The organism is Burkholderia pyrrocinia (assembly GCF_001028665.1).
In the GTDB taxonomy this organism is placed as follows: domain Bacteria; phylum Pseudomonadota; class Gammaproteobacteria; order Burkholderiales; family Burkholderiaceae; genus Burkholderia; species Burkholderia pyrrocinia.
The window spans coordinates 3,012,392-3,027,920 of sequence record NZ_CP011503.1 but is presented as its reverse complement, the minus strand read 5'-3'; the positions used below and the strand labels follow the sequence as shown (position 1 = coordinate 3,027,920).

11 protein-coding genes are annotated in these 15,529 nt (G+C 65.7%); all 11 read right to left on the bottom strand.

Annotation, left to right across the window (positions count from 1 at the left end; translation table 11 throughout):
- Positions 1-72: 72 nt before the first annotated feature.
- A complete protein-coding gene (locus ABD05_RS13850) occupies positions 73-1,752 on the bottom strand; it encodes a SpoVR family protein (protein WP_047900615.1) in 1,680 nt (559 codons plus the stop codon).
- A complete protein-coding gene (locus ABD05_RS13845) occupies positions 1,749-3,017 on the bottom strand; it encodes a YeaH/YhbH family protein (RefSeq protein WP_047900614.1) in 1,269 nt (422 codons plus the stop codon). The genes ABD05_RS13850 and ABD05_RS13845 overlap by 4 nt, the downstream gene beginning before the upstream one ends.
- Positions 3,018-3,142: 125 nt before the next feature.
- A complete protein-coding gene (locus ABD05_RS13840) occupies positions 3,143-5,065 on the bottom strand; it encodes a PrkA family serine protein kinase (RefSeq protein WP_047900613.1) in 1,923 nt (640 codons plus the stop codon).
- 545 nt (positions 5,066-5,610) lie between these two features.
- The gene (locus ABD05_RS13835) at positions 5,611-7,386 is read right to left on the bottom strand and encodes a methyl-accepting chemotaxis protein (RefSeq protein ID WP_047900612.1); all 1,776 of its coding nucleotides are present in this window, start codon (positions 7,384-7,386) and stop codon (positions 5,611-5,613) included.
- 292 nt (positions 7,387-7,678) lie between these two features.
- On the bottom strand, positions 7,679-8,608 hold the full coding sequence (rbsK, locus tag ABD05_RS13830) for a ribokinase (RefSeq protein WP_047900611.1): 930 nt from the start codon (positions 8,606-8,608) through the stop codon (positions 7,679-7,681).
- Complete coding sequence (locus ABD05_RS13825) at positions 8,605-9,636, bottom strand: LacI family DNA-binding transcriptional regulator (protein ID WP_047900610.1); 1,032 nt, start codon at positions 9,634-9,636, stop codon at positions 8,605-8,607. Before ABD05_RS13825 ends, rbsK begins: the two co-directional genes overlap by 4 nt.
- A 35-nt stretch (positions 9,637-9,671) precedes the next feature.
- Positions 9,672-10,691, bottom strand: a complete 1,020-nt coding sequence (locus ABD05_RS13820; RefSeq protein WP_047900609.1) for an ABC transporter permease — start codon at positions 10,689-10,691, stop codon at positions 9,672-9,674.
- On the bottom strand, positions 10,688-12,301 hold the full coding sequence (locus tag ABD05_RS13815; protein ID WP_047900608.1) for a sugar ABC transporter ATP-binding protein: 1,614 nt from the start codon (positions 12,299-12,301) through the stop codon (positions 10,688-10,690). The genes ABD05_RS13820 and ABD05_RS13815 overlap by 4 nt, the downstream gene beginning before the upstream one ends.
- A 145-nt stretch (positions 12,302-12,446) precedes the next feature.
- Positions 12,447-13,397 (bottom strand): sugar ABC transporter substrate-binding protein, encoded by a 951-nt coding sequence (locus tag ABD05_RS13810; protein ID WP_047900607.1) that lies wholly within the window; start codon positions 13,395-13,397, stop codon positions 12,447-12,449.
- A gap of 313 nt (positions 13,398-13,710) precedes the next feature.
- Positions 13,711-14,097 carry a DUF805 domain-containing protein gene (locus tag ABD05_RS13805; protein ID WP_148669078.1) on the bottom strand — a complete coding sequence of 129 codons (387 nt, stop codon included), beginning with the start codon at positions 14,095-14,097 and terminating at the stop codon, positions 13,711-13,713.
- A 504-nt stretch (positions 14,098-14,601) separates the two neighbouring features.
- Positions 14,602-15,528 (bottom strand): CysB family HTH-type transcriptional regulator, encoded by a 927-nt coding sequence (locus ABD05_RS13800; protein ID WP_047900605.1) that lies wholly within the window; start codon positions 15,526-15,528, stop codon positions 14,602-14,604.
- Position 15,529: the final 1 nt, after the last annotated feature.

Genomic DNA, 15,529 nt, shown 5'->3' with positions numbered 1-15,529 from the left:
GCCACGCGTTCGTCATATGAAAACGCCAGCCGGCAGGCTGGCGTCCGATGCAAACATTCTTGAAGCCGACGATCAAACGCGCACCTCCGGCGGCACGTAGCGGCACTCGTAGCGCTTGCGCACGGTGCCGGCCTCATCGACGCTTTCCAGGTACACGTCGAACTGCCAGAGCCGCGCCATGTGCTTGAGCACCTCGTCGCTGTCGTTCGACAGGTGGCGGTTGTCGGTCATGAAGTGACGCAGCGTGAGGCTGCGGTCGCCGCGCGTGTTCACCGCCCACACCTGGATGTTCGGCTCGCGGTGATGGATGTCGTACTGCCGCGACAACGCCTGCCGCACGTACTGGTAACCGGAACCGTCGTGGATCGCCGACACCTCGAGCGAATCGCGCATGTCGTCGTCGAGCACCGAGAAGAGCCGCATCTCGCGGATCAGGTTCGGCGACAGGTACTGCGCGATGAAGCTCTCGTCCTTGAAGTTGCGCATCGCGTAGTGCATCGCCGGCAGCCACGGGGTGCCCGCGATCTCCGGAAACCACTTGTAATCCTCTTCCGTCGGCGCTTCGCAGATCCGCCGGATGTCGCTCATCATCGAAAAACCGAGCGCATACGGGTTGATCCCGCTGTAGTACGGCTTCGTGACGGGCGGCTGGTAGACCACGTTGCTGTGCGAATGCAGGAACTCCATCATGAAGCCGTCTTCCAGCTTGCCCTGGTGGTACAGCGTGTTCAGCAGCGTGTAGTGCCAGAACGTCGCCCAGCCTTCGTTCATCACCTGCGTCTGCCGCTGCGGGTAGAAATACTGGCCGATCTTGCGCACGATGCGGATCACTTCCCGCTCCCACGGTTCGAGCAGCGGCGCGTTCTTCTCCGCGAAATACAGCAGGTTCTCCTGCGGTTCGGGCGGATAGCGGCCTTCCTGCTCCTCCATCAGCTCGGGCTTCTTGCCCGGCAGCGTGCGCCACAGTTCATTCACCTGCGACTGCAAGTACGCCTCGCGCTCGCGCCGCAGCGCCGCTTCCTTCGACAGCGACGGCTTCTGCGGCCGCTTGTAGCGGTCGACGCCGTAGTTCATCAGCGCATGGCACGAATCGAGCAGTTCCTCGACGCGATCGAGCCCGTAGCGCTCCTCGCATTCCGCGACGTAGTTCTTCGCGTACACGAGATAGTCGATGATCGCGTGCGCGTCGGTCCACAGCCGGAACAGGTAGTTGCCCTTGAAGAACGAGTTGTGCCCGTACGCCGCGTGCGCGATGACGAGCGCCTGCATCGTCATCGTGTTCTCTTCCATCAGATACGCGATGCACGGATTCGAATTGATGACGATTTCGTACGCGAGGCCCATCTGGCCGCGGCGGTAGCTCTTCTCGGTCGAGAGGAAGTGCTTGCCGAACGACCAGTGGCGGTAGTTGACCGGCATCCCGACCGACGCATACGCATCCATCATCTGTTCGGCGCTGATCAGTTCGAGCTGGATCGGGTAGATGTCGAGCTCGTATTGTTCGGCGACCTGCGAGATGTGCGTGTCGTATTCCTCGAGCAGTTCGAACGTCCAGTCGGACGGGCACGGCAGCGGCTTGCGTTCGGCAACGTTCATACGCGCTTCCTTTTGCCCGGAGCCGGGCAAGTCGGCGGCCGGCGGCGGCGGTTCGGCCTGCGCGCGTTGCTGCGATGCGGCAGGGCCGGCCGTGTCGTCGCCGGAGGGGCGCGGCTCGTAGCCGCGCGACTCGTTGTGCAGATGGCGCGTCGTCATGACATTTCCACCTGCTTTTCGAACAATTCGCGAAACACCGGGTAAATCTCGGCAGCCGATTCCACTTTTTTCATCGCGAGATGCGGCTGCGACAGCGCCAGCTGCGCGTATTCCAGCCACAGATTCTGCTCTTCCGGCGCGACCTGGATATACGCGAAGTAACGCGTCTTCGTGAGGATATCCTCTTCCAGGATTTTGCGACACTTGGGCGAATCGTCGGTCCAGTTGTCGCCGTCGGACGCCTGCGCGCCGTAGATGTTCCACTCGGTCGGCGAGTAGCGCTCGTTCTGCACCTTGCGCATCAGTTCGAGGGCGCTCGACACGACCGTGCCGCCGCTCTCGGTCGAATGGAAGAAGGTATCCTCGTCGACTTCCTCGGCGCGCGTATGGTGACGGATGAACACGACCTCGATGCGCTCGTAGTTGCGCTTGAGGAACAGGTAAAGCAGGATGAAGAAGCGCTTCGCGAGATCCTTGCGCTGCTCGTCCATCGAGCCCGACACGTCCATCAGGCAGAACATCACGGCCTGGCTCGACGGCTGAGGCTGCTTCACGCGGTTGATGTAGCGCAGGTCGAACGGATCGATGAACGGAATCCGCCAGATGCGCCCCTTCAGGTGATGGATCTCGGCCTCGAGCGTCGCGATGTCCTCGCGGCGGTCGTCCGGATCGCACTTCAGCGCTTCGAGCTGCGCCTCGAGTTCGCGCAGCTCGTTGACGAGCGGCGAGCCGAGCGCGATGCGCCGGCCGAGCGCGCTGCGTAGCGAACGCACGACGTCGATGTTGTTCGGCGTGCCTTCCGCCGACCAGCCCGCGCGCACGTTCTTCCAGCTCGGCACCGTCAGCAGGTGCGTCTTCACGAGGCGCGGCAGTTCGAGATCGTCGAAGAAGTACTGCATGAACTCGTCGCGCGACAGTTCGAACACGAAGTCGTCCTGCCCTTCGCCCTCGTTGCTGGCCTGGCTTCCGCCGCCGCCCGAGCCGCCCTGCGGACGCGGGATCTTGTCGCCGCGTACGTAGTCCTCGTTGCCGGGGTGCACGTATTCACGACGCCCGCCCGGCCCGTGCCGGAAATTCGGCTCCGCGATGTCCTTGCGCGGGATCGTGATGCTCTGCGTGCTCTGGATATCCTTGATGCTACGGTCGCGCACCGCGTCGGACACGGCACGACGAATGTAGTTCTTGACGCGACGCAGAAAGCGTTCGCGGTTGGCGATACTCTTGTTCTTGCCGGCCAGCCTGCGGTCGATGATTTGATGAAGCACTGCCGGTCTCCCGCTCGAAAGTCGATATGCCGGGACGCTCGCCGCACATGCCGTCTCCCGTCAAGCGGGCGGCGTCTCTGAAAGCGCCCGTACGGACTCGCCGTACGGGCTCGGTACCGCGCGCGTCATGACGACTTGCGCACGCGCAGGTACCAGTCGCAAAGCAGCCTCACCTGCTTCGGCGTATAGCCCTTCGCGACCATCCGGTTCACAAAGTCCTCATGCTTGCGCTGCTCCTCCGCCGAACCCTTTGCGTTGAACGAGATCACCGGCAGCAGTTCCTCGGTGTTCGAGAACATCTTCTTCTCGATCACGACGCGCAACTTCTCGTAGCTCGTCCACACGGGGTTCTTGCCGGCGTTCGCCGCCCGTGCACGCAACACGAAGTTCACGATCTCGTTGCGGTAATCCTTCGGATTGCTGATGCCGGCCGGTTTCTCGATCTTCTCCAGCTCCGCGTTCAACGCGGCGCGATCGAAGCTCTCGCCCGTGTCGTGATCGCGGAATTCCTGGTCCTGGATCCAGAAGTCGGCATACGTGACGTAGCGGTCGAAGATGTTCTGGCCGTACTCCGAATACGACTCGAGGTAGGCCGTCTGGATCTCCTTGCCGATGAAATCCGCGTAACGCGACGCGAGCACGTCCTTCACGAAGGACAGGTACTTCTGCTCGGTTTCCGGCGGGAACTGCTCGCGTTCGATCTGCTGTTCGAGCACGTACATCAGGTGCACGGGGTTGGCCGCGACCTCGCTCGAATCGAAGTTGAACACGCGCGACAGGATCTTGAACGCGAAGCGTGTCGACACGCCCGTCATCCCTTCGTCCACGCCCGCGTAGTCGCGGTACTCCTGGTACGACTTCGCCTTCGGATCGGTGTCCTTCAGGTTTTCGCCGTCATACACCTGCATCTTCGAGAACAGGCTCGAATTCTCCGGCTCGTGCAGACGCGACAGCACCGAGAACTGCGACATCATCTTCAGCGTGCCCGGCGCGCATACGGCCTCGGCAAGCGACGAGTTGCGGATCAGCTTCTCGTAGATCTTGGTCTCTTCCGACACGCGCAGGCAGTACGGCACCTTCACGACGAAGATCCGGTCGAGCAGTGCCTCGTTGTTGCGGTTGTTGCGGAACGCCTTCCACTCCGACTCGTTCGAGTGCGCGAGGATGATCCCGTCGAACGGAATCGCGCCGAAGCCCTCGGTGCCCTTGAAGTTGCCTTCCTGCGTGGCGGTCAGCAGCGGGTGCAGCACCTTGATCGGCGCCTTGAACATTTCGACGAACTCGAGCAGGCCCTGGTTCGCGAGGCACAGGCCGCCCGAGTAGCTGTACGCATCGGCGTCGTCCTGCGCATACTGCTCGAGCTTGCGGATGTCGACCTTGCCGACCAGCGACGAGATATCCTGATTGTTCTCGTCGCCCGGCTCCGTCTTCGCGATGCCGACCTGCCGCAGGATCGACGGATAACGACGCACGACGCGGAACTGGCGGATGTCGCCGTTGTATTCGTGCAGGCGTTTGACGGCCCACGGACTCAGGATGTTTTTCAGGTAGCGGCGCGGAATGCCGTACTGTTCCTCGAGGATCGGGCCGTCTTCGTCGTAGTCGAACAGCCCGAGCGGCGATTCGTTGACGGGCGAGCCCTTCAGCGAATAGAACGGCACGCGCTCCATCAGTTGCTTCAGACGCTCGGCGATCGACGACTTGCCGCCGCCCACCGGGCCGAGCAGATAGAGGATCTGCTTCTTCTCTTCGAGCCCTTGCGCAGCGTGGCGGAAATACGCGACCACTTGCTCGATCACTTCCTCCATTCCGTAGAACTCACGGAATGCGGGATACACCTTGATGACCTTGTTCGCGAAGATCCGCGACAGGCGCGGCTCGTTGCGGGTATCGATGTGTTCAGGTTCCCCGATTGCTGCCAGCATGCGTTCACCAGCCGTCGCGTACGCGGATGGATCGTTCTTGCAGAGCGCGAGATACTCCTCCAGCGAGAGCTCTTCCTCTCGCGTTTTTTCGAAGCGGTTCGCGAAGCTGCTGTAAATATCCATGCTACCTCCCTCGCCTGAGTCTGAAGACGTGCCTGCCTTCGTACGACTGCGCAGAAGCAAGCGCGTTCGAATTCATCCTAAACCCTTTCTTATTTTTTTTCACGAACTCTTCGTATGAAGTTCGTTATTCTCGACAACACCGCTTGGACAACACATTTCGTCGTTTTACAATCGATCTCCCGAGCCGCAGAATCTGCATCCGCCGCGTCTCGTCGAACGACGGAACGTCTTGTGCGTTGGACACATCCGACGTCGTCGCTTCTCCCCTTCATCCCTATACGTTCGAGCCGTCGTTTACGACGACACGTCGCGTGCACCGTTACAATTTTTTTTCGGCGTGCCCTTACGGAGATACCCGTACGACGGATGCGGGCATACGTCGCGCATCGTTGCGTGTATCCGCCGGGACGGGTCACGCGATGCACGCGACGATGCACGATCTTTCATGCGCCCTGTCACATTTTGTCCGCCGCCGAAACGACAACGCCCGCATGTCGCGGGCGTCGTTCGTCACCAAATGGGGATAGATACGCGGTACGCGCGAATCAGAAGGTCTCCCAGTCGTCGGCGCCGGCGGCCGCCGCGACCGGCGCCGCTGCGGATGCCGCAGATGCAGTCGCGGGCTTGCGCGCCGGCGTCGCCGCAGCCGTGCGCTTCGGCGGTGCATCGCGATCGTCGCGTGCAGCAGCCTGTTGCGCCGGCACGGCAACCGCCGCCGTGGGGGCACGCGACGCGTGACGCGCCGCAGCCGGCGCGATAACGCCCGGGCGTGCCGCTTCGTCGTCGAGCTGGAACACCGACGCCGTTTCGCGCAGGCGCGCAGCCTGTTCGTCGAGCGACTGCGCGGCGGCCGCGGCTTCCTCGACGAGCGCTGCATTCTGCTGCGTGACCTCGTCCATCTGCGCGACCGCGCGCGCCACCTGGTCGATCCCGCCGCTCTGCTCCTCGGACGCCGCGGCGATTTCGCCCATGATGTCCGTCACGCGCTGCACCGCACCGATCACGTCGCTCATCGTGCGCCCCGCTTCGTCGACCAGTGTCGAACCCGACCGGATGCGCTCCACCGACGCGTCGATCAGCGCCTTGATCTCCTTGGCCGCGGTCGACGAACGCTGTGCGAGGCTGCGCACCTCGCCCGCGACGACCGCGAAGCCGCGGCCTTCCTCGCCCGCGCGCGCCGCTTCGACGGCCGCATTCAGCGCAAGAATGTTGGTCTGGAACGCGATTCCCTCGATGATCGCGATGATGTCCGCGATCCTGGCCGAGCTGTCGTTGATCTCGCCCATCGTGCCGACCACCTGGCCGACCACCGTATTGCCCTTGTTTGCAATCTCCGACGCGTTCGCGGCCAGCGCGCTTGCCTGGCGCGCATTGTCCGCGTTCTGTTTCACGGTGCCGGTCAGCTGTTCCATGCTCGACGCGGTTTCCTGCAGTGCAGCGGCCTGTTCCTCGGTGCGCGACGACAGGTCGATGTTGCCGGCCGCGATCTGGCGGGCTGCGGTCGCGATCGACTCGCTGCCGCCGCGCACGGTGCGCACCGTGTCGACAAGCCCGCGCTGCATCTTCGCGAGGCCGTCGAGCAGCTGGCCCATTTCGTCGCGCCGGTGCACGACGATCGGCCGGCGCAGGTCGCCTGCGGAGATCGCGTCGAAATGTGCGAGCGCGTCCGCGATCGGGCGGCCGATCGCGCGGCTCAGCGTCAGCCACGACAGCAGCGCGGCGCCGATGCCGGCCGCGAGCGCGACGATCGACAGCACGCGCAACGTCTCGAACACCGTTTCCGCACGTTCGAAGTTCGCCTTCGCATCGGTGAACTGGAAGTTGCGCAACGCTTCGCCTGCCACCGAGAGGTCGTTGTAGAGCGCCTGGAGCTGCTTGGCGCCGTCGCCGATGCGATCGCGCTGGTCCGCCCCGACGATGCTCGCGAATGCGTCACAGCTGCGTTGCAGCGCCAGCCGCTTCGCGGCGACATCCTGCGCGAGCCGATCCTCCTCCGGCCCGCGCGGCAGCGCGAGATACTTCTGCCACCACGCGTCGGACTGCGTGCGCATCGCACGGCTGCGCTCGACGGCGGCCGCCGAGTCGGGCGTGCCGGACAGCAGCGCCGCGCGATCGAGCGCGAGGCGCTCGCGCGCAGAGAACATTTCCGCGACCGCCACGTCGACCGCACTCGGCATCTGGTTCGTGAAAATCTCGCGCGTCGAGTCGTTCGCACGCGTCATACCGTACAGCCCGAGCACACCGGTTACGCCCAGCAGCACCGCCAGAAACGCCATCGTCAAACCGATGCGCGCACGAATCGTCAGGTTCCTGAACACCATCATCCATCCTGTGTTGCGTCGTCATGAACGGGCCAGGCCCGTTGGCTCGAAGCATTGCTTCGCTCCGTGCATTTACGACCGTACAGCGCACAACTTGATGGTTTTCGCGCTATTTTTTCGAATTATTCGTATGTTTATTACAGGAGACTGAATAATTGACGCGAAATCCGGTGGGTTCGACGAACAGGATGGGAGAAAACCCGCGGGGCGCCGGCCGGTGGCCGATGACAGGTGACACGGCCGGCCGTCTGGTGTGACGGGCCGGCCGCGACGCGGAATCGGCGATCGGGCCCTATTCGGCCAGTTCGGCGAGCGTCGGAATCGACGGCTGCGCGCCCGCTCGCGTGACCGACAGCGCCGCCGCGCGTTGCGCGAAGCGGATGGCCGTGTCGACGTCCACGCCGGCCGCGATCCGTGCGGAAAAGCCGCCGATGAAGGTATCGCCGGCTGCCGTCGTGTCGACGGCCTGCACGGCCGGGGCCGGATAATGCCGCGCGGTGCCGTCGGCCGTCAGCGCAAGCACGCCGCGCGCGCCGAGCGTGACCAGCACGTTGCGCGCGCCGCCGGCCTGCAGCGCACGCGCGGCGGCTTCCGCATCGGCCGGATCGCGCACCGGCAGCGCGGTCAGCGCGGCCGCCTCGACTTCGTTCGGGATCAGGTAATCGACCAGCGGCAGCCAGCCGTCCGGCAGCGGCGCGACGGCCGGTGCCGGATTGAGCACCACCGTGCGGCCGAGCCGCCGCCCGGCCGACAGCGCCGCGAACACCGCATCGGGCGGCGTCTCGAGCTGGCAGATCAGCACGTCCGCCGACGCCAGCGCGGCTTCGTGGCGCGCGACCGTGTCGGTCGTGACCTCGCCGTTGCCGCCCGCGACGATCACGATCGCGTTCTGGCTCGCATCGTCGACGACGATCAGCGCGACGCCGGTCGACGCCGACGCGCTCGTCGCAAGCCCCGTGCAGTCGATGCCCTCGGCTTCGAGGCCCGCGCGCAATGCCGCGCCGTGCGCGTCCGCGCCGACGCAGCCGATCATCGCGACCTGCGCGCCGAGCCGTGAGGCGGCGACGGCCTGGTTGCCGCCCTTGCCGCCCGCCGCCTGCGCGAATGCGTGCCCGGCGAGCGTTTCGCCCGGCAGCGGCAGCCGCGGCGCACGCACGACGAGATCCATGTTCAGGCTGCCGACCACCGTCACGCGGCCGGCGCCCTCAGCGGCCGCCGTCATGCGCGACCGCCTGAGCCAGCCGGCTCGCGGTAGATCGCCGTCGATTCGCGCAGCACGAGGCGCGGCGACACGACGCGACGGCGGCTCGGCACGGCCGTCGAGCCGCCGCCGATCCGCTCGATCAGCGTCTGCGCGGCCATTTCGCCGAGCGCGCGCACCGACTGGCCGACCGTCGACAGCGCCGGATACGTGTAGCGGGAAAATTCGATGTCGTCGAAACCGATGATCGAGCAGTCGTCGGGCACGCGCAGCCCGCGCTCGGCCGCCGCGCGCAGCGCGCCGACGCCCATCAGGTCGTTGCCCGCGAAGATCGCGCTCGGTCGCACCGTTTCAAACAGCCGCGACGCCGCGTGATAGCCGCCGAGGCACGAGAAGTCGCTTTCCGCGATCGCACCCGGCACGATGTCGACCCCGCGCTCGGCCATCGCGCGGATGAAGCCGTGCACGCGCATCGCGCTGACGGCCGTATCGGTCGGCCCGGTGATGCAGCCGATCTTCGCGTGCCCGAGTTCGAGCAGGTGGCGCGTCGCCAGGTACGCGCCGCGCTCGTGGTCGATCTGCACGAGGTCGGCCGCGAGCCCCTCGATGTTACGGTCGACGACGACGAGCGGCGCATGTATGTCCGCAAGCGTCTGCGCCAGCACCGCATCCTCGCCCGCCGACGCGACGATCAGCCCGTCGATACGCTTTTCCTGCAGCACGCGCAGGTAGTTGCGCTGCTTCACGGGATCGTCGTCCGAGTTGCAGAAGAACACGCAATAGCCGTTGGCCGCGCACTGATCCTCGATGCCGCGCGCAAGCTCCGCAAAGTACGGATTCGTGCTGTTCGGCACGACGAGGCCGATGGTCGCCGTCGCCCGCGCCTTCAGCGAGCGCGCCACGGCCGATGGCACGTAGTTCAGCTCGCGGATTGCGCCCTCGACCTTCGCACGCACATCCGCGGACACCGGCCGCGAATTGTTCACCACGTGCGAGACGGTCGTAAACGACACGCCCGCCATGGCCGCCACATCCTTGATCGTCGCCATTTCCCGTTTCTCTCTGGTCTGTTCTGTCTGTCTTTCTACCGCACGCGCGCGCGCCGGCTGCGATACGTATCGAGCACGACCGCCACCACGATCACCGCGCCGGTGATGATCCGTTTCGTCGGCTCGTTCGCGCCGATCTGCGCCAGCCCCGCGGCCAGCACGGAGATGATCAACACGCCGAAAAACGTGCTGATCACCGAGCCGCGCCCGCCCATCAGGCTCGTGCCGCCGATCACGACGGCAGCGATCACCTGCAGTTCGACGCCTGCGCCCGCGTTCGGGTCGGCCGCCTCGAGCCGCGAAATCTGGAACAGCGACGCGAGCCCCGCGAGCGCGCCCATCATTGCGAATACGAGGATTTTATACGGCCGCGGGTTAACCCCGGCAAGTCGGACGGCTTCCTCGTTCGTGCCGATCCCGACGAGATAGCGCCCGAACACGGTGCGCGTGAGCCCGAACTGGGCCGCGATCATCACCGCGACCGCGATCAGGAACGCCGGCGAGATGCCGAGCGCGATCGGGTTCGACAGGAAATCGAACGCATCGCCGATATAGGCCGTGCGCGAATTCGTCAGCTGATACGCGAGGCCGCGCGCGGCCTCCAGCACGCCGAGCGACACGATGAACGACGGGATCCGCCAGCCGACCGTGACCGCGCCGGTCAGCGCGCCGGTGGCGGTCGCGACCGCGATCCCGATCAGCGCGGCCGGCAGCGGCCCCCACTGCCATTTCAGCGCGGCGACGCTGACCATCGACGCGGCGAGCGCGAGCACCGAGCCGACCGACAGGTCGATCCCGGCAATGATCAGCACGAAGGTCATCCCGACCGACATCACGACGAGATCGGGAATCTGGTTCGCGATCGTGCTGAACGTGTCGTAGGTCAGGAAATGCGAGCTCAGCACCGAAAACAGCGCGATCATCGCGGCCAGCGCGCCGGCGAGCCCGAGATAGTTCGACAGGCCGAGCCGCGTGCCGGACAGCATGCGCGCGCGGCGCCCCGTCACGTCCTGCTGCGCGCCTGCGTCGGTCGGGGATACGGGAGGCTGGGTCATTGCTGTCGTCCTGTCGTCGAAGTGCCGGGAGCGGCGCCCTGCGCCGGCCCCGCGTCCGGATGCCGCGCGCCGCCCGGCGGCGTCTCGCGGCCGAAGCCGGCGAACGCCGCGGCCAGCAGCGCATCCTGGGTCCAGTTGCCGCGCTCGAACACGGCGGTCATGCGCCCGGCCGACATCACGCCGATCCGGTCGCAGATCAGCATCAGCTCGCGCAGGTCGCTCGACACGACGACGAGCGCGCGGCCTTCGCGCGCGAGCGCGCCCATCAAAGTGTAGATCTCGAATTTGGCGCCGACGTCGATCCCGCGCGTCGGCTCGTCGAACAGCAGCACGCCCATGTCGCGCGCGAGCCAGCGGCCGATCACGACCTTCTGCTGGTTGCCGCCCGACAACTCGCCGACCGCCTGCGTCGCACCATGCGTGCGGATCCGCAGCGCGTCGATCTGCCGCTCGGCGAGCGCCGTTTCGCGCGCGGTGTCGACGATGCCGCCGCGCGCAAGCCGGTCGAGCTGGCCGAGCGACACGTTCGCGGTGACCGACTGCGACAGCAGCAGCCCCTCACCCTTGCGATCCTCGGTAATCAGCGCGATGCCGTGCTTCACCGCATCGACGGGCGAAGCGATCCGCGCCGGCTTCAGCGGCTGGCCGACCGCGATCATCCCGGCATCCGGCGTATCGGCGCCGTAGATCAGCCGCAGCAGTTCGGTGCGCCCCGCGCCGATCAGCCCCGAGATGCCGAAGATCTCGCCCGCGCGCACCTCGAGCGACACGTCCCGCACGGCCGACCCGCGCGTGAGGCCCGACACGACGAGCCGCGGCGCGCCGATACGGCGCTCGCCGAGATCGATGTGCTCGCCGATCTCGCGCCCGACCATCAGCGTGACGAGCCCGTCGGACGTCGTCGCCGCCATGTCGCCCGCATGCACGAGCCGGCCGTCGCGCAGCACCGCGACGCGTTCGGCGACGCGCGCGAGTTCCTCGAGCCGGTGCGAGATGTAGACGATCGCGACACCGCGCGATTTCAGCCGATCGATCTGCTCGAACAGCAGCGCGACTTCGCGCGCGGTCAGCATCGCGGTCGGCTCGTCGAGAATCAGCACGCGGCAATCGCCGATCAGGTTGCGCGCGATCTCGACCATCTGTTGATGGCCGATGCCGAGCGCACCGACGGGCGTATCGGGATCGACCGTGTCGAGCCCGACCTGCGCCATCGCGGCACGCGCGTCGTCGCGCAGCCGCGCGCGATCGATGATCCCGAAGCGCCGCGGCAGGCGGTTCAGGAACAGGTTTTCGGCGACCGTCAGCGTCGGCAGCAGGTTCAGCTCCTGCATCACCATGCGCACGCCGAGCGCCTCGGCCTGCGTGCGGCTCGCCGGCGCATAGGCTTGGCCGCCGAGCTGCATCGTGCCGGCAGTCGGTTCGACGAGCCCGCCGATGATCTTCGACAGTGTGCTCTTGCCGGCGCCGTTCTCGCCCGTCAGCGCGAGCGCCTGACCCGCCGAGAGCGTCAGCGTGACGTCGGCGAGCACGGGTTCCGCATAGGTCTTGCCGATGCCGGAAACGGACAGCACCGGGCTGGCTGAACGGGAGGGTTGGAAGGTCGGTTCCATCGCGATCCTGGTTGCGGCCGCGCGCACGCGGCGCGCGGGTGTGACGCTCACTAGTGCATGTGCATGCAGTGGCCGTGATCGCGCTCACTCCGGATAACGGCCGCCGCGCCGGATTCTTGAGGGCGGCGGCCGCACCGGCGCGGCGTCATTTCGTCACGAGATCCACCGGCGTCTCGACCACGCCGGACATGTCGGCCTGCTTGCGATGCTCGGCGATCGCCTTGAGCGCCGTGTCGATACCGAACACGGCCTGCTTCGCCGCGTACTGGTCGGCGGTCGCGAGCACGCGGCCGTCCTTCAGCATCGGCTTGATCGCGTTGATGTTGTCGTAGCCGACCACGGCCACCTTGCCCTGCTTGCCGGCCGCGCGCACGGCCGACACGGCGCCGATCGCCATGTTGTCGTTGCCGCACAGCAGCGCCTTCAGGTTCGGGTATTCGTTGAGCATCGCGGCCGCCACCGCATTGCCCTTGTCGATCTCCCATTCGCCGGACTGCACCGACACCACCTTCATCCCGCCCGCCTTCATCGCGTCCTGGAAGCCGGCCGTGCGCTGCTGCGCATTGGTCGTCGTCGACACGCCTTCGACGATGCCGACCTGGTCGCCCGCCTTCAGCTTCTTCGCGAGGTAATCGCCGATCTTGCGCGCGCCCTTGCGGTTGTCCGGGCCGACGAACGGCACGTTCAGGTTCTTCGACTTCAGCACGTCGGGATCGAGCCGGTTGTCGATGTTCACGACGATGACGCCCGCGTCGACAGCCTTCTTCACGACCGGAACGAGCGCCTTCGAATCGGCCGGCGCGAGCACGATCGCATCGACCTTCGACACGATCATCTGCTCGACGATGCGGATCTGGTTCGCGGTGTCGGTCTCGTCCTTGATGCCATTGGTGATCAGGTCGAACTGGTTCGCATTGTGTTTCTGGTAATCCTTCGCGCCGGTTTCCATGGTCAGGAAGAACTCGTTGGCGAGCGACTTCATCACGAGCGCGACCTTCGGCTTGGCTGCAGACTGCGCGTGGACGGCCGGTGCGGCGGCGACCGCGACAGCGGCGAGCGCGGCGGTCAGGAAGCGACGGCGAAAGCGGACATTCATACACATCTCCTGGCGACTGGCCCGAAGGCCGAACTGTTGTTTTAATGTGAGCAAACGTTTGCGCCACACTACCCGGGCAATGGCCATCGATGCTGCTGTCGGTACCACGGAATGGAAGCGAGGCAGACGGCCGACTGCCTGGCGCGTGCTGTCGTTGACGCGCCGCCGCCGGCGGGAAGCCGGCGGAGTGAAAGTATGCTGTACCGATTCGCTTCGGCGCGCAACCTGTCTGATCAATATTTAAGGGTTTATTCGGAGTGTGCGATCGTGCATCGCGACGCGCAAAAGCCACACTTGCGGAGGCCGCAGCGCGTCACGCCGGGTCCCGTGGCGCCGGCGCGTCTTCATCGGCCGACGGCGGCTCGCCGAAGCGGTTCGCATGCGGCGTGCCGGCGATGAAGCCGTTCATCACGAACAGTGCAATCGCGCCGACGATCGGCACGAAGATCAGCAGCATCCACCACCCCGACTTGTCGATGTCGTGCAGCCGCTTCACGCCGACGGCAATCGACGACCACACCGCGACGACCGCGATCGCGAACAGCACGAGCATCACCAGCAGCGGCAGATCGTCATTCGACGAACCGCGGGAACCTGCGTCGAAAAACGCGCTGAACAACGCGGAAACCAGCGCGTAGATCCACCACGGCATGCGCCCGATCCGGCCTTCGAAGGAAAAGAGAAACCATTTGAGACTCACTGTTTACCTCTTCTTCGTGCGTGTTGCGTGTTGCGTGTTGCGCGCTGCGCGATGTGTCGCCGACTGTGTCGGAGGCGACCCTCCGCGCGCGTATTTTTCTGGATGCGGATTGCCTGCCGGTTTCGCCTTCCGCGCTTCGTCCTGGCGATGTGAGTTGCGGGTTGCATTGCAGATGCTGGCCGGCCGGTCGGGATGACGGCCGTGGAGCGGCTCGAATGCCCGTCATCCGGCATTCACGCGCATTGAATCATGTCTTCCGAAAAATGGCCCGTTCGGCCTGGCCGAATGGCCGAAACGAAGCGTTCGGATGTGTCGTCTCGTTATTCTGCTGACAGGCGAATATCGGACTGGAAAGATTGAAAACCGCGACTGCGGTCGATGGTTCGATGTATCGGCCAACCACGACGGCGGCACCGCCCCTGCCGCCGCGCTGCGCATCGCATCCGGCGAGCGCACGCCGCGCCGCCCGGTGCAACAGCCCGGACGGCGCGAGAAGCACTGCCGTCAGACGGCTTCGCGCAACATCGCCGCGATTTCCGCTTCGTTCAGGTGCGGCGCGAACATCTCGATCAGCCGGTACGCATACGCGCGCAGGAATGCGCCCTTGCGCAGCCCGACCCGCGTCGTGCTCGCCTCGAACAGGTGCTGCGTATCGAGCGCGACGAGGCCCGTGTCACGCTGCGGATCGTAGGCCATCGCCGCGACGACGCCGATCCCCATCCCGAGCTCGACGTAGGTCTTGATCACGTCCGCGTCGATCGCGGTCAGCACGACGTCGGGCACGGCGCCCGCCGCCGTGAACGCCTGGTCGATGTGCGAGCGGCCCGTGAAGTCCTGGTCGTACGTGATGATCGGGTACTCGGCGATTTCCTCGAGCGTCAGGTTCTCGCGGCCGACGAGCGGATGGCCCTTCGGCACGACGACCGTGTGGTGCCACGAATAGCACGGGAACGTGACGATGTCCGGATAGCGGTCGAGCGCCTCGGTCGAGATGCCGAGATCGGCCTCGCCGTTCAGGATCATCTGCGCGATCTGCTGCGGGCTGCCCTGACGCAGCGCGAGATGCACCTTCGGGAACACGTCGGTGAACTGCCGGATCACCTTCGGCAGTGCGTAGCGCGCCTGCGTGTGCGTCGTCGCGACGACGAGGTGGCCGCTGTCCTGGTCCGCGAACTGGCGTGCGACGCGGCGCAGGTTCTCGGCGTCGAGCAGCATCCGCTCGATCAACTGGTGCACGGCCTTGCCGGGCTCCGTGAGGCCCGTCAGCCGCTTGCCGCGCCGAATGAAGATGTCGACGCCCAGTTCATCCTCGAGATCCTTGATCTGCTTCGACACGCCCGACTGCGACGTGTACAGCACGTTCGCGACTTCCGTCAGATTCATGTTCTGGCGCACCGCTTCGCGCACGAACCGCAATTGCTGAAAATTCATG

Bases quoted from the DNA above. Each gene is read 5' to 3' on its own strand.
- rbsK (WP_047900611.1), bottom strand. From the start codon at position 8,608: ATGACGGCGGCCGCTGAGGGCGCCGGCCGCGTGACGGTGGTCGGCAGC.
- ABD05_RS13800 (WP_047900605.1), bottom strand. From the start codon at position 15,528: ATGAATTTTCAGCAATTGCGGTTCGTGCGCGAAGCGGTGCGCCAGAAC.
- ABD05_RS13810 (WP_047900607.1), bottom strand. From the start codon at position 13,397: ATGAATGTCCGCTTTCGCCGTCGCTTCCTGACCGCCGCGCTCGCCGCT.
- ABD05_RS13825 (WP_047900610.1), bottom strand. From the start codon at position 9,636: ATGGCGACGATCAAGGATGTGGCGGCCATGGCGGGCGTGTCGTTTACG.
- ABD05_RS13840 (WP_047900613.1), bottom strand. From the start codon at position 5,065: ATGGATATTTACAGCAGCTTCGCGAACCGCTTCGAAAAAACGCGAGAG.
- ABD05_RS13820 (WP_047900609.1), bottom strand. From the start codon at position 10,691: ATGACCCAGCCTCCCGTATCCCCGACCGACGCAGGCGCGCAGCAGGAC.
- ABD05_RS13815 (WP_047900608.1), bottom strand. From the start codon at position 12,301: ATGGAACCGACCTTCCAACCCTCCCGTTCAGCCAGCCCGGTGCTGTCC.
- ABD05_RS13835 (WP_047900612.1), bottom strand. From the start codon at position 7,386: ATGGTGTTCAGGAACCTGACGATTCGTGCGCGCATCGGTTTGACGATG.
- ABD05_RS13850 (WP_047900615.1), bottom strand. From the start codon at position 1,752: ATGACGACGCGCCATCTGCACAACGAGTCGCGCGGCTACGAGCCGCGC.